The following is a 24,578-nucleotide window of genomic DNA, read 5'->3' as shown; positions in this document are numbered from 1 at the left end:
GGCATGATTAACCAGTGTTTTTTGATTCGCATCGGGTAGATTCAGCACCAAATGGGCCGGACCGCGACGATATTTGTAGCAATATGCATGGCGATCATCGCGCTGTCCTCGGCGGCGGTGATGGTGTTCCAATTCGGTCGCCCATTCGGCGAAGCCGTGTCGCTGTCGCTTGCCCTAATGTGCACCATGATCTTGGTTCATCTCCTTATTGGACGATCCAGGGACAGAAGTGCGGTCAGCGACGCGGTTGAACGCCTAGAAGAGCGTATGACCGATCTGGATGAGGATGTCGGCAACCTCGAAGGGCGCCTGACAGGCATGGAGCACAGCATGCCACGCCGGACACGTGCAGAAATCGATCCGCTGTTTGCCGAAGTTGAAGTCCTTGGAACATTGGTCAAGCAGATGGCCGAAGCCATGTCTGACCTTGAAACCAAGGTTGAAGACCAGCAGGCGATCGCGCCGCCGCCACCAGTTCAAAGCTTGCCTCAGTATCCGCAAACGCCACAACCATCGCCGGGTTTTGCTCCGGCACACGGCCAGAACCAGAACTATCAGGATCCTTATTCGCGTGCTCCTGCTCCTGCAGCGCCGCCACAACATCCTTTTGCACCCCCGCCGCAGCCTGGGCCATATAATGAGGGGGCTGTCCCGACACATAGAGATATGTCGGAGTTAGACCGCCGCTATGGTGTTCACGTGCCCCGGGACGGGCAACCGCCAATGCCGGCGGCAGACATTTCAGCTGGTGGTGAGGAGTTTGCAGAGCTGCCGGCTGATCCGCAGGTCTCCCGTTTGGAACAGCCAGGTCCGGACGCCGCGATGAACGAGCTGATTATGTCGGCTCTGAACGCAAACCGTGTGGAACTCTATCTTCAGCCGATCGTCAGCCTGCCGCAACGCCAAGTGAAACACTACGAAGCCTTTACCCGGCTGCGCAACGCCAATGGCGATTCAATCGAAGCGCGGGCATTCCTGCCTGAAGCCGTTCGTTCAGGCCAGATTGCCCGGATCGACAACTTGCTGCTGTTCCGGTCGGTGCAGGTGATCCGCCGGTTAATGTCACGGAACAAGAACGCGATCCTGTTTTGCAACATTTCATCCCAGTCTCTATCAGATGAAACCTTCTTTCCGGGCTTCCTTGAGTTTGTGCGGACCCATAAAGAGTTTTCCGGGGCTCTGGTTTTTGAGTTTTCACAGGCCGACATTGCGGGCATGAGCACTGCCGATTTTGATCGGATGTCGGCTCTATACGATGCTGGTTTCCGCTTTTCTGTCGATCAGATCGATGACATGAAAATGGACTTCAACAGCCTCGCGGGCCATGGCTTTAGGTATGGCAAATTGAATGCTGATTATCTGATTGGCCGCCGGGAAACCAATCACGGACATATCCATCCAGCGGACTTTGGCGATCTGTTGCATCGATATGGGATGGAGCTGATCACAGATCACGTAGAAACGGAATCTCAGGTCCTGGAGCTGCTTGATTTCGACATCAAGCTGGCGCAGGGCAACTTGTTCTCACCACCAAGGCCGGTTCGGGCCGAAGTGCTTCAGGGGACACCAGCTCCTCGTAAAAAAGCGGCGGGCTAGGCCCGCCGCTTTTTTTTGTCCACTTGATGATCGTTCAGTCTGTCGCCTGACCGTTGGGACCAACCTGAATGATGGTGGGTTCAACCCCAGCAAATAGACGTTGGGCCACTCGGTTGACGTCTTCTAGTGTGACGGCCTCGATCTCGCTGTTGCGCCGGTCGAAGTAATCCATGCCGAGGTCTGCATTTTGCAGGGCCACCAACTGGCTGGCAATCTTACCTGAACTGTCGAACCGCAGGGGATAGGACCCAGTTATGTAGCGTTTGGCGCTCTCAAGTTCGGCTTGTGTCGGACCCTGTTCGGCCATCCGTTTGAGCTGTGCGCGGATAACTTCGACTGTTTCGTCAGACCGTTCCGCTTTTGTTGCGGCTGAGCCGATCAGAAGACCTGTATGTTTGTAAGGTGAAAGCGAGGTGCCGGCGCCATAAGACAGACCGCGCTTTTCCCGGACTTCTTGATACATCCAAGAAGTGAAAGATCCGCCACCAAGAATATGGTTCATCACGTAAGCGGCCTGATAATCTGGATCGTCCCGCTTGAGGCCAGGTAAAGAGACCAGCACCGTGGTTTGTGGCACCTCGAGAAACGCGTGAACATCTTCGCCTGTTTCCGGTGTCAGATCCGAGATCGGCTGTAGGTCAGCGTTGTCCGGCAGTCCCCCAAACACCTGATCCAGCAACGGCTTTAAGGTTTCGGCATCAATGGCCCCAACCACGCCAATTTTCAGTCCGCTTTTCGCAATCAGTTTTGACTTCTGAGCTTCTAGATCTTCAGAGCTCAGCGTTTCAAGCGTTTCTTCAGTTCCCAAAGTGGGGCGGGCATAAGGATGGTCTCCAAAAACCGCTTCAGCGAGTGTGCGTCCCGCGATTGCATCTGGACTGGTTTCATTGCGCCGGGCCTGCGTGATGAGGCTGGTTTTCATGCGTTCGACTGGGGCAGCATCAAAACGGGGGGCATTCAAAGCTGTCGCAAGCATTTCTGCCGCTTCGGGCAAGGTTCGGGTCAGGGTTCTTAAGTTGCCATAAAACCGATCTTTTCCGGTGCTGAAACCTACGCTGATCGCAAGTTCTTCGAGACGTGCCTGATAGTCTTCGGAACTTAAGTCACCGGAGCCTTCATCAAGGGTGGCTGCCAGAAGGCGTGTAAGCCCGGCTTTGCCCACAGGGTCCTGCGAGGAACCACCATCAAAGGAGAAATTCAGAGCCACCAGCGGAACGGTGTGATCTTCCACCAGCCAAGCTTCGATGCCTTCAGAACTAATCACTTTCTGGATTTCGACGGCCCAAGCTGTGCGGCTACCGAGCAGCATGATAACGGCAAGGAGCGCAGATGCGACCAGTGTCTTGGAACGAATACGCAGAAGGTTCATGATCAAGACTCCTTGCCGGATTTATCCGGGCCGCTTGCTTCGGTGTCAGGCTGCGGGATTCTCAATTCCCCGGTCACAGGAACACCCGATAAGTAGGTTCGGGCAGCTTCCAAAACATCGTCTTTTGTTACGGCTTGGACTTGACTGGGCCAGGTTTGCACATCGTCAACCGCCAGTCCGGTGGTGAGTGCCGAGCCAAACAAACGGGCAAGGCCGGACTGGCTGTCTTGCGCATAAATTGAGCTTGCGATCATGCTGTATTTGGCGCGCTCCACTTCTTCGTCGGTGACACCCGTGTCCAAGAGCTTTTGCAGTTCTTCTGCTGCCAACGCTTCAACTTCTTCCAAGGTATGGCCAGGCCGCGGTGAGACATAGACATAAAATCGGCCTTGGTTTAGCGCACCACCCTGATAATAGGCGCCCGAGCTAATGGCGGTTTCCGTCTCAAGAACCAGTTTTTTATGCAAGCGGCTCGTCGGTCCTTCTCCGAGGATATAGGCGAGGATATCCAGGGCTTCGGGCGTCCGGCCTTCACCGGTTGTTTGGCTGGGGACGATCCAGGTATGCGAAACAGATTCCTGCCGGACCCGCGGATCAGTAACAGCAATTCGGCGTTCACCTGACAGCGGCGGTTCTGCAGGACGCACACGGTTACCAGGCTCGGCCCGCCGGGCGACTTTCCCATAAGTGGCCTTCGCCAACTCTTTTACATTGTCTGGGTCAACGTCGCCGGCAACGATCAGAACTGCATTGTTGGGGGTGTAGAAGCGATCATAAAAGGCGATCGCAGCCTCCGCATTTAATGCCTCAATCTCGCTTTCCCAGCCGATCACCGGAGAGCCATAGGGGTGATTAACAAAGGTGATCGCGTTCATTGCTTCCCGGAGCCGGGATCTGGGCTGACTGTCGACCCGGTCCCGCCTCTCTTCCAGCACAACATCCCGTTCCGGCGCAACGACCTCATCGCTGAGAACAAGATTTTCCATTCGGTCTGCCTCAAGCTCCATCATGAGCGGCAAGTGTTCTTTGGCAACCCGCTGGAAGTAGGCGGTGTAATCCAGGCTCGTGAAGGCGTTTTCTTGTCCGCCACGGTCTGCGACCATCTTGGAGAAGGCACCATCCGGATTGTTTGTCGTACCCTTGAACATCAGGTGTTCAAGGAAATGCGCGACTCCAGACTGACCGTCCGGTTCATCGGCGGAACCGACTTTGTACCAGAGCATATGGGTGACGACTGGGGCACGGCGATCCGGGATGACCACCACCTCCAGTCCGTTCTCCAAAACGAAACGTTCCAAATTGGGCGCAATGACGATGTCCTCTTGCGCCGTTTCAGCCGCGAATGCATGCTCGGTTATTGGAACAGTAGCCGACACGGCGAGAATGGTTGTTGTCAACAAACCCGCGCAAAGCACCCGGGGTGCAGTCCAGCAGCGGCATGTCGATTGAAATAATCGATGCAATCCAGTCACTAGGGGCTCCTATTTCCTGCCCATACAAAAAAGCCTCCGGCCTTCAGACCCATATAGGGCTAAGAAGTCCGGAGGCTGCATTAAATATTTGTTATTTTCGCCTGAATGCCAGTCAGGCCAATGTCATCAACAGTACTTCGCGTTTCCTTCCAGGCAACGCGGATCCAACCGGTTGGATTCATGGTCACGTTGGAGCGGTGCGAAGGTTTTTTTGACCTCGATATTCGCAGATGGCATCGGGGCATCCGCCGACGGCGTGCTGTAAGCTGCAGGTGGCTCAATGAGATAATTTCTTTTCAGAGCGAATTCTGCGCTTTTTGATCCGTCTTTCTGCTGCTTCAGCTCATCGAAGCGTTTTGAACCTGTTTTCATTTCTTCTATTGAGATGCGGTTGGTCGAACCATCTGGGCGCTGAACATCCACTTTGCCGGGCTTAAATTCTTTCTTCTCTGATCCAACAATCTCGAAGCCTGCCATCTGCTCAGGTGTCAACCGCTTAAGGTCGCCATTATAGTCATACGACTCTTTATAGCGCTCGCGTAACGCATTCAGCTCTTCGTTGTTTCGCTCTTGTGGCCAATTCGCAGCGTTGGTCCCAGCAACTTGTGTTTCTGGCTCCGGTAAGTTGCTACCTTCAGCTGGCATCGCAAGAGGAGCGCGTGGCTTGTAGTCGATCTCTTTCTTATTAGGATCGACTGCCCCAAGCCCAGCCATGAGGTTGTTCACAAGGGCGGTATCTGGGGCAACGGTCGTCCCATCCGCTGCTTGGCAGGCTGCAAGAGCTGTCACCGCAGCCAACACAAAACTCTTGGAGATGAAATCGCCCAGCGTCCACACCACAGTATATCCTCATAATGACCCGGGATTATCGACCGGGGTCATGCTCATCACGATCGTATTTGGTCTTTAAAGCGCTAATTTGCGGCTGAATTAGGACCATTTGTGAAACTGTCATACAGGAGACCTGCTACGCCTGCAACGATCCACACATCGGCGAGGTTAAAGACGTACCAGGAAAAGCTGCCAACGTGGAAATAGACGAAATCGACAACCGCGCCATAGACGACACGGTCGATACCGTTTCCGATGGCGCCGCCGATAATCAGAGCGAGCGCAAGGGCAGGGAGTTTCGACGGAACTCTGGTGGACCAGACCCACAAGGCAATTGTTGCTGCGACCGTAAAAAGAGCAAGCAGCCAACGGCCAAGATCACTGTCCTGTTGAAACAGTCCGTAGGAAATTCCCCGGTTCCAGATCAGGATCAGGTCCAGAATCGGCAGAAGTTTGATTGGTCCATTCGTTGCCACGTCGGCACTGTGGACAATCCAGACTTTTGTTACTTGGTCAAGGATGAGACAAACGGCGGCAATGACAAACACAAACCCGCTGAAACGCCCCCAGATATAGGGGCGTTTTAGTGGTTCACTGGGCTGGTTGCCGTCGGGCGTCACTGGCTGCTCCGGCAATTATGCGGCCGCGTGGGCTGCATCCCACTCGCGCAAAGCGTTTGCGTCCCGAACAGTCACGTCCGGATAGTCGGCGTCAGAACCGACTTCCGGAAGGATCTTCCAGGAGCGGGCGCATTTTTGACCTTCAGCCATGGCCGGCACCACGGCAACACCTTTGGTGTCGTCCAAAGTAAAAGCAGTCTCGGGCGCTGCCTCAGCCGACAGGGTCAACTGGCTGGTGATCGCGATGTCGGCCATATCTTGGCCTTCCAGTGCTGTCATCAGATCCGCATCGGTCACATGAACGACCGGATGTGCTTCCAAAGAAGACCCGATCCGCTTTTCGCGGCGTTCGATCTCCAATGCGCCGGTGATCACACGGCGGACCGTCTTGATCTTCGCCCATTTGGCCGCCAACGCTTCGTCTTTCCACTCGGACGGGACCGCCGGGAACTGCTCCAGATGGACGGACGTATCTTCGCCGTAGCGGGAGACCCAGGTCTCGTCCATCGTGAACGGCAGCATGGGAGCCATCCAGGTCACCAGGCAATTAAACAGCTTGTCGATGACATAAAGAGAAGCTTTGCGGCGCACAGAAGACGCTGCATCGCAGTACAGCGCATCCTTACGGATGTCGAAGTAGAACGCCGACAGCTCCACCGTCATGAAGGTGAACAGCTGATGGAAGATCTTTTTATAGTCGTACTCCCAATACGCTTCGCGCACCATTTCATCGAGTTCTGCAAGCCGGTGCAGCATCAGGCGTTCCAGCTCTGGCATGTCCGCAACAGAGACTTCTTCGCCGGTTGCATGGGCCAGCGAGCCGAGCATCCAGCGCAGTGTGTTGCGCAGTTTCCGGTAGCTGTCGACACTGGTCTTGATGATTTCCGGGCCAATCCGCTGATCTTCGGAATAATCACAAGAGGCCGCCCAAAGGCGTAGGATGTCGGCACCATACTGCTTGATGATGTCCTGTGGGAACACCTGGTTACCCAGAGACTTGGACATCTTGCGGCCGTCTTCGGCCATGGTGAAGCCGTGGGTCAGAACCGCGTCGTATGGCGCATGGCCGCGGGTGCCGCAACTTTCCAGAAGGGACGAATGGAACCAGCCGCGATGCTGATCCGATCCTTCCAGATAAAGGACATAATCCTTGCCGCCCTGCGGTTTACGCTTCGGGTTGAGGTCGGCGCGTTTTTCCATGCAGAAGGCATGAGTGGATCCTGAGTCGAACCAGACATCCAGGATGTCCATAACCATGTCCCACTCGTCCGCAGCGAAATCATTGCCAAGGAACCTTTCCTTGGCGCCCTCTGCGAACCACGCATCGGCACCTTCGGCGACAAACGCGTCGTAGATCCGCTGATTGACCGTCTCGTCTTTAAGAACTTCGGATGTGTCCTTGTTGATGAAAACTGTGATCGGGACACCCCAGGCGCGCTGGCGGGAGAGAACCCAGTCCGGGCGGTTTTCGATCATCGAACGCAAACGGTTCTGACCGGAGCCCGGTACAAAGCGAGTCTCGTCAATCGCGTTGAGAGCCCGGGTGCGCAGTGTGTCGCCCTCACCAGACAATTTCTTGTCCATATAGACGAACCATTGCGGCGTATTGCGGAAGATGATTGGCTTCTTGGACCGCCAGGAATGTGGGTACTGGTGCTTCATCCGGCCAAGGCCAATCAGAGCGCCGGCATCCTTCAGGAACTCGATGTTGGCTTTGTTGGCCTTACCTTTTTCACCCTTGTGGGTGATCACCTGGTTGCCTTCAAGGCCCGGCGCATCCTTGGTGTAAAAGCCGTCGTCTGCGACAGTGAACGGGATCGAAGTATCGATGCCGCGCTCATCCAGGTCACGGGCGTTGGCCATCCAGATCTCAAAGTCATCGGCACCATGGCCTGGGGCTGTGTGCACAAAGCCGGTACCAGCATCGTCAGTGACGTGGTCCCCGTCCAGAAGCGGAACATCAAACTGATAGCCGCCGAGATCCATGTCGCGGTATGGGTGCGCTAGCGTGAGAGATCCGAGTTCTTCCGGCGACACGGCACGAACCAGCGAGAAATCTTCAATGCGAGCGTTTTTGAACACATCCGCAGCCAGAGCATCGGCCAAGATCAGCAAGTCACCCTTTTGCACCCAGTTGTCGTCGGGCAGACCGTCCTGGGTAACCTCATAAAGACCGTAGTTGATCCGCGTGGAGTAACAAACGGCCCGGTTACCCGGAATGGTCCAGGGAGTGGTTGTCCAGATGACAACAGAGGCATCGAGCAGTTGCTCGGCTGCGGCTTCATCGGTGCCACCGGCTTCCACGATCGGGAACTTCACCCAGATCTGGTCGGACTGGTAGTCGTGATATTCGATTTCCGCTTCAGCCAGCGCCGTTTTTTCAACGACTGACCACATCACTGGTTTGGAGCCCCGGTAGAGCTGGCCGGACATGGCGAACTTCATCAGCTCCTGGGCAATGACCGCTTCGCTCTCAAAACGCATGGTTAGATACGGATTATCCCAGTCACCTTCGATGCCGAGGCGCTTGAATTCCTTGCGCTGCACGTCGATCCAGTGATCGGCAAACTCACGGCATTCCTTGCGGAATTCGTTGATCGGCACTTCGTCCTTGTTTTTGCCCTTGGAGCGGTATTGTTCTTCGATCTTCCATTCGATCGGTAGACCGTGACAATCCCAACCCGGAACGTAGTTGCTGTCATAGCCGGTCATCTGCATTGACCGGGCAACGATGTCCTTGAGGGTCTTATTGAGCGCGTGACCAATGTGGATGTTGCCGTTCGCGTAGGGAGGACCGTCATGCAGGATGAACTTGTCGCGGCCTTCGGACTGATTGCGCAGGGTCTTGTAGATATCCAGCTTTTGCCAGCGGGCTAGGATTTCCGGCTCTTTTTTCGGAAGACCTGCCCGCATGGGGAACTCGGTTTTCGGCAGATTGAGAGTTTCTGAATAGTCGCGTTTTGGTGCTTCGGTCATCGCTTGGTGGATCCGGTCAGTCGGGCCAATGCCCATAATCATAGAACATGAGAACACAGCGGCCTTTTGCCTGGCCGCAGAATAAGGAGGCTTCTCCCGGTCCCTGGCGCCGCGTGTGCGTCAGCCGAGGGCCGGGCCGGTAATTCGCTTAATTTCCGCCACCTTTAACCAGGGGCTTAAGACAACCAGTTTTTGCATGGCATGGGACATAGCAGCAGTTCGGCAAGGAATAAAGAGGGACAACAAGAAATGCCTCCGCGCTTTATTATGGTCACTGAACCGACGCAAATTCCAAAACATTCGGAAGCTTAAGCAATTGTGCAGGGTTTCCATTGCATTTTTTCGGTGAGGCGCAGGACCGGAATACCTGCCCTGGTTTCGACCGGAAACTTGAGTGATCTCTGGCGATGGATACGTTGCGACATCTGGAAAAAATCCTGACTGCCGATCGCATTCAGGTCTTTTTGCATCTTGCCCCGCCGATCTATCTGATTGGCGTGCTCTTTTTCTATGTCGACCGTGGTCTCATTCAGGATCCGGATCACGGCTTGGTCCTGCTCGCCGATTACTTCTGCTATTGGTTGGCATCGGCCGTCGCGCTGTCCGGCTCACCGCTTGATGTCTACAACAACGACGTCTTCTTCAGCTTTGCGCCCGCATTTTTTGAGGCGGAGGGGTTTCTGCCGTTTATGTATCCGCCGACATACTTGTTGGCGGTTCTCCCTTTTGGACTGTTTTCAGCCTGGGTGTCTCACATTCTGTTTTTTGTCCTGTCCCTTGCCCTGCTCGCCTATGTGGGGCGCCTGATTTGGGGTTCATGGACGGGCGCGCTGATTGTCTGCGCGTTTCCAGCTGTTATCGGAGTTTTGATCCATGGGCAGAACAGCTTTCTAACCACGGCCTTGTTGGGTGGGGCGTTGGTGGCCTTGAGAGCGGAAAAACCTGTGTTGGCTGGCCTCTTGATCGGCTGCCTGACCTTCAAACCGCAAATCGGCTTTCTCATTCCCTTTGTTTTACTGGCAGGGCGCTACTGGGCAACTTTCGGAACCGCGGTGATCACGACCCTGGTGCTTGCCGCCCTTCCTGCTGCTGCGTTCGGGCCGGAAATCTGGTCCGCGTTCCTGGAGCAGAGCAAATTCGCTGCAACTCTTATGAATGACGAGTTGGTTGAATACTGGAAGTACCTGTCCCCCTTTGCTGCTTTTCGAATGCTGGGTGTGCCGCATGGGATTGCTATGGCCGCACAGGTTTTGGTGGGCTGCGCTTGTCTGGTTTGGACCGTCCGGATTTGGTGGAGTGATGCGCCGTTTGATCTCAAAGCCGCCGCTCTGGTATCTGCAAGTGTGCTGACATCCCCCTATATGCTTACCTACGAGTATGTCTTGCTGGCCGTACCGATGCTGTTTTTGTGGCGCTTTGCAGCCGACAAAGAGCTGCTCGCCTATGACACCCTACTGTATATGCTGGCGATGGCGTTCATCTTGTCAGCGCGGGCCATTGCCGATCATACCGGCATTCCAGTTGGCGCTTTGCCAGCATTGATATTGCTCGCTCAAACCCATCGGTATTGGCGGCAGTGGCGCCAAGATAATGCTGAAGAGCGGTTGGCTGTCACGCCTTCTGCCGCGTCACCCGCTCCCGGTGGGTGATATAGAGCCCGCTGCCGACAATCAGACTAATGCCCGCCCAAGTCAGTCCATCCGGGAAATCCGAAAACACCAGATAACCAAACAACGTGGCGCTGACGATTTCTAGATATTGCAACGGCGCGAGTAGGCTTGCGTTGCCGCGTTGAAACGCTGCGACCACAAGCCCGTGGGTCGCAAAGGAAATCAGGCCAATCACGGCTAGCAAACCGAGTTGCCAGGTGTTTGGCCAGACAAATGTGACATCCCCGATGTCGAAGGATGTGCTGATCACCATTGCTGTGGACAGAAAAAGCGTCCCGGCCAGCCCAGCTGTGAGCTGTATAGTTAGAAGATCGTCTTTGACCGGATAAAGCCGGTTGAGCAGTAGATAAAATGCAAACAGGACGGCCGTTCCGACCGGCAACAGGCTCACCAGGCCGAATTCAGCAACATTGGGCCGCAGGATGATCAGTGCACCGGCTAGTCCAACGGCAACAGCAGCGATCCGGCGCGGTCCGACTTTTTCTTTCAAGATGAGAGCGGCCAGCACCGTCAGGATCATCGGTTCGACAAAAAAGATCGAGATCGCGGTTGCGACCGACATGTATTTGATCGCAATGAAAAAGCACAAGGACGCGCACGCGAGCAGGATACCGCGCAGATAATTGATGGCAGGTTGGCTCCCGCCGACCTTCGGCAGCCGCGCCAAAACCAGCGCCAAAAACAGACAGACCAGAAACTGAAAGAAAAACCGGCCGAGCGTAACTTCCAGCGGATGCAGGCTGGCCGACAGATACTTGGCGATGATGTCCATCACCGGCACGATCAGCATGGCGCAGCTCATCAGCAGCAGGGCCTGCAGCGGGTTCTGTTCGATGTGGCCGCTGCCGGCCTCAGCGGTCATGGAGCAAGGTCCAGGAGCTTCAGGTCAATTTCAGACAGCGGCTGAAGGGAGGCAAGGGCTGCCCGGGCTTCTTCGCTATCCCGATCCATCTGCGCTACCAGAGCCTCCGCGCTGTCGAATTTCTCTTCGCCGCGCAGATAAGAAACTACATGAACGCGCAGGGTCTTACCGTAAAGATCGCCCTCAAAATCAAACAGGAAGACTTCAAACAAGGCCGCGCCATTGTCAAAGGTTGGGCGGCGGCCGTAGCTGGCAACACCGTCATGCCAGGTGTCACCCAGTTTCACTTTGACCGCATAGATACCTTGAAGCAGCGGACAGTCTTCCGGCATGCGTAAATTGGCGGTCGGATATCCAAGATCCCGGCCGCGTTTATCGCCGTGTTGTACCTCGGCGTCGAAAAACCAGCGGTAGCCCAAGAGGGCGTTGGCTTCGGCAATGTCGCCGGTGCCGAGATTTTCACGGATGCGGGAGGACGAAATCACTTCAGCGCTTTCATCTTCCTCGCGGTGCACGATGGTCACGCCGAAACCATGCGTGGCCCCGGCTGTGCGCAAGTAATCAGGCGTGCCTTGGCGCGCCCGGCCGAAATGAAAGTCGTAGCCGGTCACGGCATGGGAGATTTCGAGCGTATCGATAAGAATATCCTGGACGAAGGCATTGGCCTCCATAGCGGCGAACTCTTTGGTGAACGGCAGGATCAACGCACCGTCCAGGCCGCAGACCCGCAGCATGTCCGTTTTTTGAACCGCCGGTGTCAGGCGGAACACCGGTTTGCTCGGATTAAAGACGGTCCGCGGATGCGGTTCGAAGCTCATCGCAAACACCGGGTGATGGGTGCCGTGGCCCAAACCGAGGGCGGCGTCCAGAACCGCCCGGTGGCCCCGGTGCACGCCATCAAAATTGCCGATCGCAACAATCCCGCCTTTTAGAGCGCTCGGAAAAGCCTCGAGCGACTCGGCGATTTTGAACTCAGGAGATGATGTGCGGCTCATACGGCTGACCTTCGCGCAAGGTGGCATTTCTTAAAAGCTGGCGTTCCGGAACGGACAGAATGAAACCCGGAGAAGGTTTCCGGGCCGCGTGGAACGTGCCGCCAACGCTCAAAAAGGTCAAGCAGATCTAATGAGGATTTCTTTTAGAGCCTGGAACGGTCCTCTGACCGGCTTGGCACCTTCACCAGGGCTTCGCCTTCCAGGACGACTGTGTCTTCAACACTGCAGACGCAAGAGAGCCGGGCCCGGTTGCCGCGGTCCATCAGTTCTTCCACCTTGACGGTGACTGTGACATCGTCGCCGATCTTAACGGGGGCTTTGAAATTCAAGGTTTGAGACAGATAAATGGCGCCAGGTCCTGGCAGGCGCGTTCCCAAAACCGCGGAAATCAGGCTTGCGGTATAAAGCCCGTGCGCGATCCGGGTCTTGAATGGGGTGCGCGCGGCAAAGTGTTCCGACAGATGGATCGGGTTCCGGTCACCGGAGACTTCGGCAAAGCCGACAACATCTGAAGAACTGACATGTTTTACGAGTTCTTCCGTCATACCGACCGTCAAGTCTTCGAAACAGAGTTTTTGCAGTTCCAACATGGTTTTTCGCGCCTTATGTTTCCGGTTTTTTGGCAAGCCGGACGCTAAGCGGGGCGGGGTTTTCTGACAATTAGGCTTTCGGTGAAGAAAAAAAGTCTCTGTTATTAACGGTCTTTTCAGTTGCTCCCCTTAAATTGCCTTGAGTGTGGGGAGGTGAGGACACAGAGAAATGTGTTGCTCTCCTTCAAAGTCATAACGCGTCCATCGGCCCACGGCCAGGGGCCGCGCAAACTGACAGTATGGAGTAGACAATGGCCCTTGATCTTCAGATGCCGGTCCTCGTGGTCGATGACTACAAGACGATGATTCGCATCATTCGCAACCTTCTGAAACAGCTCGGTTTCGAAGACATTGACGATGCTGCGGACGGCACCGAAGCCCTGGAAAAAATGAAGCAGCGCCGGTACGGTCTTGTGATTTCGGACTGGAACATGGAACCGATGACCGGTTACGAACTGCTCAAGCAGGTTCGTGCGGATGGTTCTTTGAGCAAAACACCGTTCATCATGGTGACGGCTGAATCCAAAACGGAAAACGTGATCGCTGCGAAAAAAGCTGGCGTGAACAATTACATCGTGAAGCCCTTCAATGCGCAGACGTTGAAAGGCAAGATCGAGGCTGTCTTCTCCGACTAAGAATGGCAAGGCGGAGGCAGACATGTGTCTCTTTCTCCGCCCGTGCCGGTATCCGATTTACGCGGAGCAGTTCTGCTGGGCAGGCAGGCTGCGGCCGGCAATCGTGCCAAGAGTGTTTTACCGCCGGTCTTAAGAGCGGGACAGCACTTGCTGCTTGGAGGCGGCGGTAGGAATGGACACCACTGAAAGGCTCGATCTCATGGCCAAAATAAAACAAGAAAATGTCGCGCGGATCATTGATTTCCTGGAACAAAACAAGACTCGGGAAGGGGAGGTCTCTCTAACAGATGTGATGCATCTGGCAGAGGTGATGTCCGGGTCGATGCATGACTTCCTGTCGACGGTTCAGCCAGCGGTCACGGAAGAGCTGACCATGATCGCCAAAGAAATCACCCGCATGAAGCAGGAGATTTCCGCGCTTCGTGCCAATGATATGACCGGCAATAAAATCCCCGATGCAGGACGCGAACTCGATGCCATCGTGGAGGCAACCGAAAACGCGACCAACACCATTATGGAAGCAGCCGAAGAAATCATGGCGGCCGATCCGAGCGACACAGACGCCTATCAGGATCTTGTCAGCAACAAGATGATCGGCATTTTTGAGGCCTGCACCTTCCAGGACATCACTGGTCAGCGGATTTCGAAAGTCGTCAGCACGCTGCGTTACATCGATGAGCGGGTGTCGTCTTTCATCGAACACTTGCGCATTCCGGCCGATTTTGAAGCCGAGATGAACGAAAGCGAAGAAGACCGCCGCAAGCGCGAATTGATCCTGCACGGCCCGCAGCACAGCGGCGAAGGCGTGTCGCAGAACGATATCGATGCCCTTCTGGGCGATTCCCAGGCCGATATCGACAAGCTGTTCGACTGATTGTTTTAAAACAGAATTTGAAAAGGCCGCTCCATTGGGCGGCCTTTTTTGCGTTTTCGATAGAAGATTGCTGGGGCAAGTGGGGCGCCAGTCGCATGAAGACCAAGAGTGCATGTGACGGTGCCTTGGCTGGGCGGGCATTGTTGCTGATAACTGGCACGACGCGACTATGGGCCTTAGGCGACTTTGAGACATTAGTTCTAGGTGTGGCGCATTCCCGAAATGGGCGGGAGGCGAACATGTGTTGCAGATTGAACCAACTGCAGCAATGGTGCCGTTAAGTTGGCTAGACGGGCTACTGCAGTTCTTACAAAACGGCACAAAGCAACCAACGAGACGTCCTAACGTTTCTGATCTTTTGTTGCGGGCGGGCACAGTCTGCGGCAGTTTTGTAACTCATCATTCGTAGTCCCATGAAGTTCAGACTGAGTTAGGCGACCAAGGCACGGCGGCCCCATGACCGACAGCGCAGAAACAACCCTTGAATTGATCATCCAGCGTATTGAGGGAGATTATTCGGACTTTTCGATCTCATCACGCTGGGGGCGCCGTCAACTCATGCTAAATCGGAAAATGTTTGCAACCTTCTCGAAGTTCGACATGTCGTTTAAACTTGGAGAAGGCGAATTAGGTCAGGCATATTCGATCGCGGGAGTAGAGACTTGGAACCCAAAAGGAAGGAAGAATCCATCTAGGAGTTGGGTGTTAGTTCCCATTTCCCAACAGAAACACTGGATGTCGCTAGCTTTGGACGCGGCAAACTACGTGAATGAGCGTAACACCTAGCGGCAGTTTCTGGGAGCCCTACGCTCATGTTTCCAATTATTCAAAGCCGTATTTTGCTCGCTGAGGTGCTGGATAATTCAGTTCAAGTCCAAGGGCCGGCTTCTAAATCATGCTGCTTGCTTTTGTCGGCGAAGCGGACATTGACTTGGAACCGCGCAACCGGCACGTCTGGGCCGGTAGTCGACCACACGATCCAAGCGAGTATCTGCTATCGCTGTTTTTAGGCGCCTCTGCAAACAGTCTATTGCCTATTGCCTATTGCCTATTGCCGATCCTGAGCCGCCGTTTGGATTCTGTACCTTAAAGGTCTGGTCGAGCCTATTCCAGCTAGTTATCCCACGGCGCAATACCACTTTCTAGGAACCCTAGAAATCACCACCACAGCCGGGGAATGGCTGCCCGGGCGCGAAGGCCTTCTTCGACGAGGCGTTTGCGGATGAGGTGTTCTTCCGGGGCTTCGCTCGGGCCGAAATCGGAGACGTGAATGCCGGCGGTGATGAACAGGACATCGATGTCCTGGGAGACGGCCCCGCGGATATCCGTTGGCAGGCCGTCGCCGATCGCCAGAACGTCCTGCTTGTCGATCGGCTGTCCGGCAAGCTCGGCGAGGCGTTTCAAACCGGCCTCATAAATCGGCGCATGCGGCTTGCCTAGGATGGCAACTTCTCCGCCGAGATCTTCGTAAAGCCGCGCCAGCGCGCCGGCGCACCAGACCAACTTATCGCCCCGTTCCACAACGATATCCGGGTTGGCGCAGATCATCAGAAGCTTGCGCGCAGCGAGTTTTTCCAGCCGCTCACGGTAGTCGTCCGGCGTTTCGGTTTCATCGTCCCGGAACCCGGTGCAGCTGATGGCTTCCGCATCCTCATCCACGCTGGTGAAGGTGGCTTCCAAATTGTGATAAAGCGGCTGGTCCCGGTCCGGACCGATGTGAAGCAGGGTTTTGGAGCCTTGGGCCACCAGAACGTCCCGGGTGACATCACCGGAGGTAACAATACTGTCGTAGGCCTCATTGGGAACGCCCAAACTTTCAAGCATCTCGGCGACCTTGTCGGCCGGCCGCGGCGCGTTGGTGATCAGAACCACATGTCCGCCGGTCTCCTCGCGGTAGCGCTGTAGCGCTTTGTGGGCCTCCTCAAAGGCTGCAATGCCGTTGTGCAGAACCCCCCAGACATCGCACAAAATGCCCTTGTATTGCGGGGCAAGGGCATGAAGCCCGTCAACAAGAAGCGGTGCAGAAACGGTCATGGTGGGTCACTCGGATGGTATATAGTCTGATAGGATTGCGCGGAATCGATGTAAATCCGGCGCGGACCATATCCGAAGAGCGTAGCAAACGGAACCAATCAAAGGGTATTTCATGCAAGTCAGGCAACTTGGCGAACAGGTGATCAACCAGATTGCCGCCGGTGAGGTGATTGAACGGCCTGCCAGTGTGATCAAGGAACTGGTTGAAAACGCTGTGGACGCCGGGGCAACGCAGATCGATATTGTCACGGCCGCTGGCGGCAAGACCCTGATGCGGGTGGCGGATGATGGCGCGGGCATGCGCCAGGCGGATCTGAAACTGGCGATCCGCCGCCACTGCACCTCCAAGATTTCCGATGACGACCTGTTCGATATCCGCACGCTTGGCTTTCGCGGCGAGGCGTTGCCGTCGATCGGCTCGGTCGCCCGGCTGGTGATCCAGACCCGCCACAGTGAAGAAGATCACGCCTGGGCCATCGCGGTTGAAGGCGGCAAGGAGCAGCCAATTGCCCCGGCTGCCCGCTCCAAGGGCACGCAGGTTGAAGTCCGGGATCTCTTTTTCGCAACACCGGCCCGGTTGAAGTTTTTGAAATCAGACCGGGCGGAAGCGGCGGCGATCACAGAAATTGTCAAACGGATTGCGCTGGCGTATCCGGAAATCGGCTTCTCTCTGTCAGGGGCTGATCGGCAACCGCAAAACTGGCCGGCAGCGCGGGGCGACGAGCCGCATCTGGCCCGGATCGCGCAGATTTTGGGGCAGGAGTTCACCGACAATGCCATGGAGATTGATGCGGGCCGCGAAGGCGTGCGCCTCACCGGGTTTGCCGGGCTGCCCACCCACCACAGGGGCAACGCCCAGCATCAGTTTTTCTTCGTCAACGGGCGGCCGGTGAAAGACAAATTGCTCTTGTCCGGCCTGCGCGGCGCCTATGCGGATGTGCTGGCGCGGGACCGTCATCCGGTGGTGGTTCTGTTTATTGATCTCGATCCGGCCTTGGTGGATGTGAATGTGCATCCGGCCAAATCCGATGTCCGGTTCCGCGATTCCCAGCTGGTGCGGGGGCTCTTGGTTGGGGCGATCAAACATGCGCTGGTCCAGGCCGGACATCGATCTTCGACCTCGAATGCCGCTGTCGCGCTCGATGCCATCCGGGCGCAGGCGGCGGGCGGGGAACGTCCTTTCGCAGCAGCCGGGCCGTCTTACGGATCTGGTGGAGCCGCACCTCAGCCCGCAGGCGGATATTCTTCTGTTGCGACAGCGGAGCGTTGGGCGCCCGATGTGTTCCGGCCGCTGGAGCAGGCTCTGCCACCGGCCCATGGGTTTGCCGAGGCTCCGGCTGCAGAGATCCAGACTGGACTTTCCGGTTTGGTGACGCCCTCTGCCGATGCAAGAGCGCATGATGTTCCGGTTGAAGCGGAAAAAACCGACCTTCCGCTTGGCGCCGCCCGGGCTCAGGTGCATGAAACTTACATCATCTCGCAGACCCAAGACGGCGTTGTCATCGTCGATCAGCACGCAGCGCACGAGCGGCTTGTCTATGAGCGCTTGAAAGAAGCCTTGGCAAAAAAAGACGTGGCCCGGCAGATCCTGTTGATCCCGGAGATCGTAGACTTGCCGGAAGAAGATGCGGCCCGGCTGGCGGAGCGTGCTGAAGATTTGGAGAAAGTTGGACTTTCCTTGGAGGCCTTTGGTCCCGGCGCGATCGCGGTGCGCGAAACCCCGGCCATTTTGGGGGATATGGACATTCAAGGCATGGTCCGCACGCTGGCTGATGAATTGGCCGAATGGGAGACGGCCGAGAGCTTGCGGGAAAAACTGGACCATGTTGCGGCCACGATGGCGTGCCATGGGTCGGTCCGGGCCGGACGGCGGATGCGGCCGGAAGAGATGGATGCGCTTTTGCGCGATATGGAAGCAACGCCCCTGTCTGGTCAGTGCAATCACGGCCGGCCGACTTGGGTTGAGCTGAAATTGAGCGATATAGAAAAGTTGTTTGGCCGCAAATAGTCCCGTTCTGGTCTTTCAGAGCGATGCGGCGCTGGAAGATGGCTTATGGAGATCTGAATGAGCGCAGAAGACGGCAATTCTTCTATATCGTCGGCAACGGATAGCGTGAGTGCTTGGCGCAAGGGCGGACGGGTTTTGCGCAAGGTTCTGGTGGCCGGTGTGATCGCCTACGGCATTGCAGCTGGTTACATGTATTTCAATCAGCGCAACTTCGTCTTTGTTCCAACTGGTGAACTTGAAACCCCGGAAGCCAAGGGACTGGAAGGCGTTGCTGTCGAGACGGTGACAATGGCCGATGGCACGAATGTCACGGTGTGGACCGCAGAGCCGCGGCCTGGAGCGCCGACGGTCATGTATTTTCACGGCAACTCCAGCAATTTGTCGGCACGCCACAAACGGTTCAAACATGTTTTGGACAGCGGCTACGGTCTATACGCGCCAACTTATCGCGGGTATTCGGGCAGTGAAGGTTCACCGTCCGAGGCCGCGTTTATCTCAGATGCTTTGGAACACTATGATCGGCTGACCGCGACTGGCACTCCGGTAATCCTGCACGGCGAAAGCCTTGGCACAGGTGTGGCAACGGCGGTTGCCGAACAACGGCCCGATGCCAAACTGCTGGTTCTGGAAGCGCCCTACACAGCGCTGGTCGACATTGCTGCGCAGCGCTACCCCTGGCTACCGGTTGCCGCCTTGATGAAAGACCCCATGCCGACGCGGGAGCGGATCAAGAAGGTTCAAAGCCCAATCCTGATCCTGCACGGCACCAAGGACCGGATCATCCCGGTTGAGCATGGCAAACGCCTCTATGAGCTGGCCCCGGAACCCAAGAACTTGGAAATTGTCGACGGCGTAAGCCACAGCGATTTGTGGAAGAACGGCCTGTGGGAAACGGTGCAACGCACCTACTGCGCTTTGGAGACTGTCAGAAAAGCCTGCTGACACGCCAAGTTGTTGGGCTCAATCAAAAAATAAAGCGCCGTCAGACTGCTGATAAACCTCTCCACAGGCTTTCCCGGACGCAGCGAAGCTGTGATCCGGGATCTCCACTAATGCCAACTCATTGGAAAATAACATTTTGGATGGGTTTGACACCGGCTCAAGGCCGGTGCGGCACAGAATTAGATTGGCAGGCCAGCAAATTTCAACGGCCTCAGCGCTCGGTGTCACCAAGCGCTGTTTTCTTTTTCTAGGTCGATGGTGCGACCTTGTCAGAACGTTCTCTGCACACGGAAAGTGGTGTAGATCTCTCCCTTGTCAGCCAGTCCGGACGCAGCCTTGTAATCCACATTGCGGTATTGCATCTCAGCGCCAATGACCAGGCCGGACACCGGGGTCCAAGCAACGTTGCCCGTGGCGGTCCACTGGCTGAAGTCATAGGCATCCGTTGCCGCATCAGCAACGTGATAGCCCCCTTCCAGATTGGCCTGCCAGGCATCGGAGAAGGCGTGATGCCAACCGCCTGCGATGTTCCAGGTCTTGGTTGTCTTGGTGCTGCCGGCTATATTGATGGCATCGGTGATCTGGCTGTCCCAGCTGTCGAGTGGGAACCGGCTGGCGCCATCGGAATACGCAACTTGGATCGCAATTTTATCTTTGCTTCCAAGAAAGGGAACATTGATTTGCGCGCCGGCGCCAATAGCCCAGCCGAGTTTGCCTTCTGCTGCAACGTCGGCAAACCGGACATGATGCAGGACACCCATCAGCTGAGCAGATCCCCATCCTTGTTCGATGCGGATGTTGGCGATGGCATCCGGGAGTTTGTCGCCGCCGTATCCATTGCCACCAGCAGATATCAGCTGAACCTGCCTGGAAGCGGCATTTTCCAGTGATACACTTGCTGAGATACCGTTCCCGAATGTGCCGGTATAGGCAATCACGTTGGACTTGGTATCCGAATAGGACGTGACTTGAGCGCCCCAGGAATAGCCGGTCCAATAATCCCAGAATGATTGCGTGCGGCCAAAGGTGAAACCACCGAACTGGACGAAGCTGAATTCAAGCTCCGGTGTGACTGCGCCAAATGCGCTGCTGTCACTGGTGTGGAAAATCGAGGTGAATGTGCGCAGCAGCCCATATTCAGTTGCCGTGCGCGAATCCAAATAGATGTATCCACGGGACCGGAAGACCGTGGATGTTTGCGCTTTATCTGACCAGTTGTTCGGTCCATCGCCGTAATTGTTGAACCGGTATTCAACACGAATACGGCCGCCAACACGTAGGCACGTGTCTGTTCCTGGCAGATAGAAGAACCGGGTTCCGTAAGCGTCGCAAATCCTAACGTAATCAACGGGTTCCGGCGCCAGCGGCAAATCGGCGGCCTGGACACCTGTCGTTAGCCCAGACAGTGCAACTGCGGCGCCAAAAAGAGCAAGTTTTTTCATCTGATTTTCTCCAGGAGAACGCAAGCGGCGCTTCTATGGATGTCTGCAGATCAGTTAACCAACAGCCGGTTGCATGAGCAACAAAATCTGAGGGCTAGATGAAGGAATAGAAGGAACCTGTGGCAATTGTGCAACCGCAATTTGATCAGCGCCGTCCTTGAAAAAAAGACTTTAAAAGCGCGGCTGACTGGCGTTCACCTATCCCCGCGTAAGTTTCAGGCCCGTGATGACATGTCGGCTGGCAAAAGAACCGGGGGCCATGGTCAACGGCACCACCCTTTTCATCGGCTGCGCCGTAGTAGAGGCGACGGATTCGGGCAAAGGAAATGGCGGCGGCGCACATGGCACAGGGTTCCAACGTTACATAGAGATCACACTCCGGCAGCCGCTGGGATTGCAGGTGTTCGCAGGCGCTGCGGATGACCAGTACTTCGGCGTGTGCTGTTGGATCGTTCAGTTCCAGGGTCCGATTGCCATCGCGGGCCAGAATTTTGCCGTTTTGGACCAGAACGGCTCCCACAGGCACTTCGCCCCGGACCGCGGCTTTTTCCGCTTCTTCCAAAGCAAGGTCCATATAGGTTTTTTCGAGTGTCTGGGCGGGGTCGGTGGTCATATCAATCTCTCAGCTTGCGCTGATATTTAGAAGGAATTCGCCAATCCGTCAGCCGCAAATGCGGGTTGGCCGGTATCAAAACCAGCGAAAGAACCGCATTGGAAGCAATAATGGTGAAAACAAGCGATTCCCGAATGCGTCCGGCTCTGCTATGACGCCCCCATGACGACAAAAAAATTCTCTCCGAAACGGACTGGCCCTCAAGACGGCCGGAACCGTCCCAAACGTGCAGCGGAAAAACGCGGATCTGGCAAACCTGCGAAACCAGCCGGCCGTAAGCCTGTAGTCAAGGCGGAGGCTGACCGCGCCAGCTTGCCGGACGGTGACCGTGGTGAACGCATCGCCAAGGTTATGGCGCGCGCCGGGCTGTGTTCGCGCCGGGAGGCGGAAACCTGGATTGAAAATGGCCGGGTAGAGCTCAACGGCAAGGTGCTGACCACACCGGCGGTCACGGTGACCGGCAATGACAAGGTCCTTGTCGACGGCGAACCGCTGCCTTTGCGCGAACGCACGAGGTTGTGGCTCTATCACAAGCCGCGCGGCCTGGTGACCACCAATAAGGATCCGGAAGGCCGGCCGACCGTGTTTGACCGCCTGCCGGACGATCTGCCGCGGGTTTTGACTGTTGGCCGTCTCGACATCAACACTGAAGGCCTGTTGCTCCTGACCAACGACGGCGGTTTGGCGCGGGTTCTGGAATTGCCGTCTACCGGATGGCTGCGCCGCTACCGCGTGCGGGCGTTTGGAAAGGTTACTCAAGCGGACCTTGATACCCTGCAAGATGGTGTTGCCATCGACGGTGTGCTTTACGGGGCAATCGAAGCCACACTCGACAAGGAACAGGGCGGCAACGTCTGGATGACGGTCGGGTTGCGCGAAGGTAAAAACCGGGAAGTCAAACGGGTCCTTGAACATCTTGGCATGTCCGTGAACCGCTTGATCCGCCTGTCTTATGGTCCGTTCCAGCTGATGGATCTGGCCGAAGGAGATGTCCGGGAAATCCGCGGCCGTGTGTTGCGCGATCAGCTGGGCGAAACACTGGCAGAAGAAGCAGGTGCGGACTTTGATGCGCCAATTTTCCATATGCCAAAACAGGAGCCGGAGAAAAAACGCACCGGCTCCAAATCCGGTGGCCGTGATGGCGGGGCAGCTCGGGGGCAGAACCAGGGCAAATGGCTGACGGCAAAAGAAGGCAAGACTGCCACGGACCGGAAGAAAGCTTCCAAAAGTGACAAGCCAGACCATAAACAGGGCAAGCGCAAAAACGAAGGCCCCCGGCGGGAAAAGGTTTCGCCGCGCTCCCGGTTCCGCATGACCTCCGAACCCAAACTGCGCCGGGATCAAACGGAAGAACGCCGGGAACCACCAAAACGGCGGATTTGGGGGGACGACGGTCTTGTTGATGACAAGCAGCAGGAACGCCGCTCGAATGAAGATAAGGGTAACCGGCGCGGTCCATCCCGCGACGGCCGTCCGCCGCGGCGCGGGGGGCGTACGTGAGGATTGTTGCCGGACGGTTCAAAGGCGCGGCTCTGGCCACACCCAAGTCTTCCGCAACACGACCAACAAGCGACCGTCTGCGGGAAACCGTGTTCAATATTCTAGCACACGGACTGGATTTTGACTTAGACGGCTGCCGAGTGCTCGACCTCTTCGCCGGAACAGGCGCGCTCGGGTTTGAAGCCATCAGCCGGGGCGCGCGCCATTGCACCTTTATTGAAGAAGCAAGTGACGCGCGAGGCGTGATCCGCCGCAACATGGAAAGTTTTGGTCTCAATGGGGCGGCCAAGATCTTCCGGCGGGATGCCACGCGGTTAGGTGAAACCGGCACGATCGAGCCGTTTGACTTGGTTTTTGCCGATCCGCCTTACGACAAGGCGCTGGGTGAGAAGGCCCTTGCATCAGCGGCGGCCGGAGGCTGGCTAAAATTCGGTGCGCTGTGTGTTTTGGAAGAACGCGCGTCGGCGGACGTAGAGACACCGGAAGGGTTCACCGAGCTCGATCGGCGCCAAGCTGGTGACAGCCAGGTGTTGTTTTTGCAGTTTGGCTTTGCCGAGTAGGCATCAATTCAAGCGCCGCCCGGCATCATGATGTAGACGGTCTTTTGAGCGGGCAGCGTTTTCCGGCTGACCGTGAGGCTCGGTGTCTCTGCCCGGACGATCTGATAGCCTTGTTCCGTTGCTCTGCCAATAAAAGCGGGCAAGGCGCCTGCAAAATGAAAATGCATTGGGATCACCATCGACGGCCCGATGCTGGCCAAAACATCCATCAGGCTATCCAGGCGCAGTGTCGATGTATTGTCGATTGCCGCGAAAATGACGTCAATCTGGCCAAGGCGTTTCAGGTCTTCCTGCGTCAGCCGGTGATGCAGGTGCCCAAGATGGGCAACACAAAGATCGGCAACCTCAAAAATGAAGATCGAATTCCCGAGCCGCCGGGTTTCTCCATCCCAGCCCCGGATGTTTGTTTGAATGTTGCGGATGCGGACGTCATCGACAGTCAGATCATGGTCCATCGGTCCGCCGTTCCGGTTCCAGCCGTAAAGCAGGTGTTCGATATTGGGATCAGGATTGATTGAATAATGCGTGCTATGGGCACCGTTCATCGTTGCGACTGTCGGCGGCAAAAATGGCCGGACACTGTCGTTGTAGTCGGTGGCAATGCGGACACCTCTCGGAGTCTCCAGTTCAAATGTGGAGTGTCCGATGTAGCGGATCTGGATCTCATCCGGTTGCAATGCTGCTTTCCAGATGCGGATTTCGCCAGGGTTGGGTGTTTTATAGGGCGCGTTGGCGACGAGTTGGCAAATCGCAAAGGCCGGTGCTGCGGCACAGATCCACAACAAGACGGTGAGCAAGGCGACCGCCGCGGAACCATGATGGAACCTCGTCGAGAAAAATGAGCGAGCACAATAGACCTGATGCGACATGGCAATTGATCCCGGACCGTCCGTTGTCACAACAATAGAGTAGGCATTTGGTCAGGTCCGGCAAGGCTGAAATTCAAAAGCAAATGTCGTCTGACGGCGGGAAGCTGTTGGGAAAGGCAT

The 24,578-nt window shown here is 56.1% G+C and carries 21 protein-coding genes; 9 read left to right on the top strand and 12 right to left on the bottom strand.

Annotation, left to right across the window (positions count from 1 at the left end; translation table 11 throughout):
* Positions 1-87 precede the first annotated feature (87 nt).
* A complete protein-coding gene (locus tag FJ695_RS26750) occupies positions 88-1,596 on the top strand; it encodes an EAL domain-containing protein (RefSeq protein ID WP_141188291.1) in 1,509 nt (502 codons plus the stop codon).
* A gap of 34 nt (positions 1,597-1,630) precedes the next feature.
* On the opposite strand, the gene FJ695_RS26745 is transcribed toward FJ695_RS26750, so the two are convergent.
* The 5 genes from FJ695_RS26745 to ileS form a co-directional block, all read right to left on the bottom strand.
* Complete coding sequence (locus tag FJ695_RS26745) at positions 1,631-2,965, bottom strand: pitrilysin family protein (RefSeq protein ID WP_141188290.1); 1,335 nt, start codon at positions 2,963-2,965, stop codon at positions 1,631-1,633.
* Between the two features lie 2 nt (positions 2,966-2,967).
* Entirely contained in the window at positions 2,968-4,362 is a 1,395-nt protein-coding gene (locus FJ695_RS26740) for a pitrilysin family protein (RefSeq protein ID WP_247653747.1), read from the bottom strand.
* Between the two features lie 201 nt (positions 4,363-4,563).
* Complete coding sequence (locus FJ695_RS26735) at positions 4,564-5,277, bottom strand: hypothetical protein (RefSeq protein WP_141188289.1); 714 nt, start codon at positions 5,275-5,277, stop codon at positions 4,564-4,566.
* A gap of 74 nt (positions 5,278-5,351) precedes the next feature.
* Entirely contained in the window at positions 5,352-5,888 is a 537-nt protein-coding gene (gene lspA / locus FJ695_RS26730; protein ID WP_141188288.1) for a signal peptidase II, read from the bottom strand.
* Positions 5,889-5,903: 15 nt separating this feature from the next.
* Positions 5,904-8,864 carry an isoleucine--tRNA ligase gene (gene ileS / locus FJ695_RS26725; protein WP_141188287.1) on the bottom strand — a complete coding sequence of 987 codons (2,961 nt, stop codon included), beginning with the start codon at positions 8,862-8,864 and terminating at the stop codon, positions 5,904-5,906.
* A 407-nt stretch (positions 8,865-9,271) separates the two neighbouring features.
* Between ileS and FJ695_RS26720 the strand changes: the two genes are divergently transcribed.
* Complete coding sequence (locus tag FJ695_RS26720) at positions 9,272-10,513, top strand: glycosyltransferase family 87 protein (RefSeq protein WP_141188286.1); 1,242 nt, start codon at positions 9,272-9,274, stop codon at positions 10,511-10,513.
* Here the strand turns inward: FJ695_RS26720 and FJ695_RS26715 are convergent.
* From FJ695_RS26715 to FJ695_RS26705, 3 genes are all read right to left on the bottom strand, one after another.
* Complete coding sequence (locus FJ695_RS26715; RefSeq protein WP_141188285.1) at positions 10,476-11,396, bottom strand: DMT family transporter; 921 nt, start codon at positions 11,394-11,396, stop codon at positions 10,476-10,478. The two genes, FJ695_RS26720 and FJ695_RS26715, sit on opposite strands and share 38 nt — an antisense overlap.
* Positions 11,393-12,391: a bifunctional riboflavin kinase/FAD synthetase gene (locus FJ695_RS26710; RefSeq protein WP_141188284.1), complete on the bottom strand. Its 999-nt coding sequence runs from the start codon at positions 12,389-12,391 to the stop codon at positions 11,393-11,395. The genes FJ695_RS26715 and FJ695_RS26710 overlap by 4 nt, the downstream gene beginning before the upstream one ends.
* Before the next feature lie 143 nt (positions 12,392-12,534).
* Complete coding sequence (locus tag FJ695_RS26705; protein WP_141188283.1) at positions 12,535-12,981, bottom strand: MaoC family dehydratase; 447 nt, start codon at positions 12,979-12,981, stop codon at positions 12,535-12,537.
* Positions 12,982-13,232: 251 nt separating this feature from the next.
* On the opposite strand from FJ695_RS26705, the gene FJ695_RS26700 reads away from it, so the two are divergent.
* From FJ695_RS26700 to FJ695_RS26690, 3 genes are all read left to right on the top strand, one after another.
* Positions 13,233-13,616: a response regulator gene (locus FJ695_RS26700; RefSeq protein WP_006935666.1), complete on the top strand. Its 384-nt coding sequence runs from the start codon at positions 13,233-13,235 to the stop codon at positions 13,614-13,616.
* A gap of 172 nt (positions 13,617-13,788) precedes the next feature.
* Positions 13,789-14,490, top strand: coding sequence for a chemotaxis protein (locus FJ695_RS26695; RefSeq protein ID WP_209010830.1), 702 nt, complete (start codon positions 13,789-13,791; stop codon positions 14,488-14,490).
* 456 nt (positions 14,491-14,946) lie between these two features.
* Positions 14,947-15,276 carry a hypothetical protein gene (locus tag FJ695_RS26690; protein WP_141188282.1) on the top strand — a complete coding sequence of 110 codons (330 nt, stop codon included), beginning with the start codon at positions 14,947-14,949 and terminating at the stop codon, positions 15,274-15,276.
* A gap of 372 nt (positions 15,277-15,648) precedes the next feature.
* On the opposite strand, the gene FJ695_RS26685 is transcribed toward FJ695_RS26690, so the two are convergent.
* Entirely contained in the window at positions 15,649-16,524 is an 876-nt protein-coding gene (locus tag FJ695_RS26685) for a TIGR01459 family HAD-type hydrolase (protein WP_141188281.1), read from the bottom strand.
* A 112-nt stretch (positions 16,525-16,636) separates the two neighbouring features.
* Between FJ695_RS26685 and mutL the strand changes: the two genes are divergently transcribed.
* Both mutL and FJ695_RS26675 read left to right on the top strand, forming a co-directional pair.
* Positions 16,637-18,532 (top strand): DNA mismatch repair endonuclease MutL, encoded by a 1,896-nt coding sequence (mutL, locus tag FJ695_RS26680; protein WP_141188280.1) that lies wholly within the window; start codon positions 16,637-16,639, stop codon positions 18,530-18,532.
* Positions 18,533-18,589: 57 nt separating this feature from the next.
* On the top strand, positions 18,590-19,474 hold the full coding sequence (locus FJ695_RS26675; protein ID WP_141188279.1) for an alpha/beta hydrolase: 885 nt from the start codon (positions 18,590-18,592) through the stop codon (positions 19,472-19,474).
* A gap of 269 nt (positions 19,475-19,743) precedes the next feature.
* On the opposite strand, the gene FJ695_RS26670 is transcribed toward FJ695_RS26675, so the two are convergent.
* The gene (locus tag FJ695_RS26670; protein WP_141188278.1) at positions 19,744-20,916 is read right to left on the bottom strand and encodes a porin; all 1,173 of its coding nucleotides are present in this window, start codon (positions 20,914-20,916) and stop codon (positions 19,744-19,746) included.
* Positions 20,917-21,061: 145 nt separating this feature from the next.
* On the bottom strand, positions 21,062-21,529 hold the full coding sequence (locus tag FJ695_RS26665; protein WP_141188277.1) for a nucleoside deaminase: 468 nt from the start codon (positions 21,527-21,529) through the stop codon (positions 21,062-21,064).
* Between the two features lie 162 nt (positions 21,530-21,691).
* Between FJ695_RS26665 and FJ695_RS26660 the strand changes: the two genes are divergently transcribed.
* The gene (locus tag FJ695_RS26660; protein WP_141188276.1) at positions 21,692-23,029 is read left to right on the top strand and encodes a pseudouridine synthase; all 1,338 of its coding nucleotides are present in this window, start codon (positions 21,692-21,694) and stop codon (positions 23,027-23,029) included.
* Complete coding sequence (rsmD, locus tag FJ695_RS26655; protein ID WP_141188275.1) at positions 23,026-23,589, top strand: 16S rRNA (guanine(966)-N(2))-methyltransferase RsmD; 564 nt, start codon at positions 23,026-23,028, stop codon at positions 23,587-23,589. The genes FJ695_RS26660 and rsmD overlap by 4 nt, the downstream gene beginning before the upstream one ends.
* 8 nt (positions 23,590-23,597) lie before the next feature.
* Here the strand turns inward: rsmD and FJ695_RS26650 are convergent, their stop codons facing one another.
* Positions 23,598-24,458, bottom strand: coding sequence for an MBL fold metallo-hydrolase (locus FJ695_RS26650; protein ID WP_141188274.1), 861 nt, complete (start codon positions 24,456-24,458; stop codon positions 23,598-23,600).
* Positions 24,459-24,578: the final 120 nt, after the last annotated feature.

It is taken from the genome of Labrenzia sp. PHM005, assembly GCF_006517275.1.
Taxonomy (GTDB): Bacteria; Pseudomonadota; Alphaproteobacteria; order Rhizobiales; family Stappiaceae; genus Roseibium.
This window is presented reverse-complemented; position numbering and strand designations above follow the sequence as displayed.

Coding starts and splice junctions, on each gene's coding strand:
- FJ695_RS26750 (WP_141188291.1), top strand. CDS start 88: ATGGCGATCATCGCGCTGTCCTCGGCGGCGGTGATGGTGTTCCAATTC.
- FJ695_RS26745 (WP_141188290.1), bottom strand. CDS start 2,965: ATGAACCTTCTGCGTATTCGTTCCAAGACACTGGTCGCATCTGCGCTC.
- ileS (WP_141188287.1), bottom strand. CDS start 8,864: ATGACCGAAGCACCAAAACGCGACTATTCAGAAACTCTCAATCTGCCG.
- FJ695_RS26720 (WP_141188286.1), top strand. CDS start 9,272: ATGGATACGTTGCGACATCTGGAAAAAATCCTGACTGCCGATCGCATT.
- FJ695_RS26715 (WP_141188285.1), bottom strand. CDS start 11,396: ATGACCGCTGAGGCCGGCAGCGGCCACATCGAACAGAACCCGCTGCAG.
- FJ695_RS26710 (WP_141188284.1), bottom strand. CDS start 12,391: ATGAGCCGCACATCATCTCCTGAGTTCAAAATCGCCGAGTCGCTCGAG.
- FJ695_RS26705 (WP_141188283.1), bottom strand. CDS start 12,981: ATGTTGGAACTGCAAAAACTCTGTTTCGAAGACTTGACGGTCGGTATG.
- FJ695_RS26700 (WP_006935666.1), top strand. CDS start 13,233: ATGGCCCTTGATCTTCAGATGCCGGTCCTCGTGGTCGATGACTACAAG.
- FJ695_RS26695 (WP_209010830.1), top strand. CDS start 13,789: ATGGACACCACTGAAAGGCTCGATCTCATGGCCAAAATAAAACAAGAA.
- FJ695_RS26690 (WP_141188282.1), top strand. CDS start 14,947: ATGACCGACAGCGCAGAAACAACCCTTGAATTGATCATCCAGCGTATT.
- FJ695_RS26685 (WP_141188281.1), bottom strand. CDS start 16,524: ATGACCGTTTCTGCACCGCTTCTTGTTGACGGGCTTCATGCCCTTGCC.
- mutL (WP_141188280.1), top strand. CDS start 16,637: ATGCAAGTCAGGCAACTTGGCGAACAGGTGATCAACCAGATTGCCGCC.
- FJ695_RS26675 (WP_141188279.1), top strand. CDS start 18,590: ATGAGCGCAGAAGACGGCAATTCTTCTATATCGTCGGCAACGGATAGC.
- FJ695_RS26670 (WP_141188278.1), bottom strand. CDS start 20,916: ATGAAAAAACTTGCTCTTTTTGGCGCCGCAGTTGCACTGTCTGGGCTA.
- FJ695_RS26665 (WP_141188277.1), bottom strand. CDS start 21,529: ATGACCACCGACCCCGCCCAGACACTCGAAAAAACCTATATGGACCTT.
- FJ695_RS26660 (WP_141188276.1), top strand. CDS start 21,692: ATGACGACAAAAAAATTCTCTCCGAAACGGACTGGCCCTCAAGACGGC.
- FJ695_RS26650 (WP_141188274.1), bottom strand. CDS start 24,458: ATGTCGCATCAGGTCTATTGTGCTCGCTCATTTTTCTCGACGAGGTTC.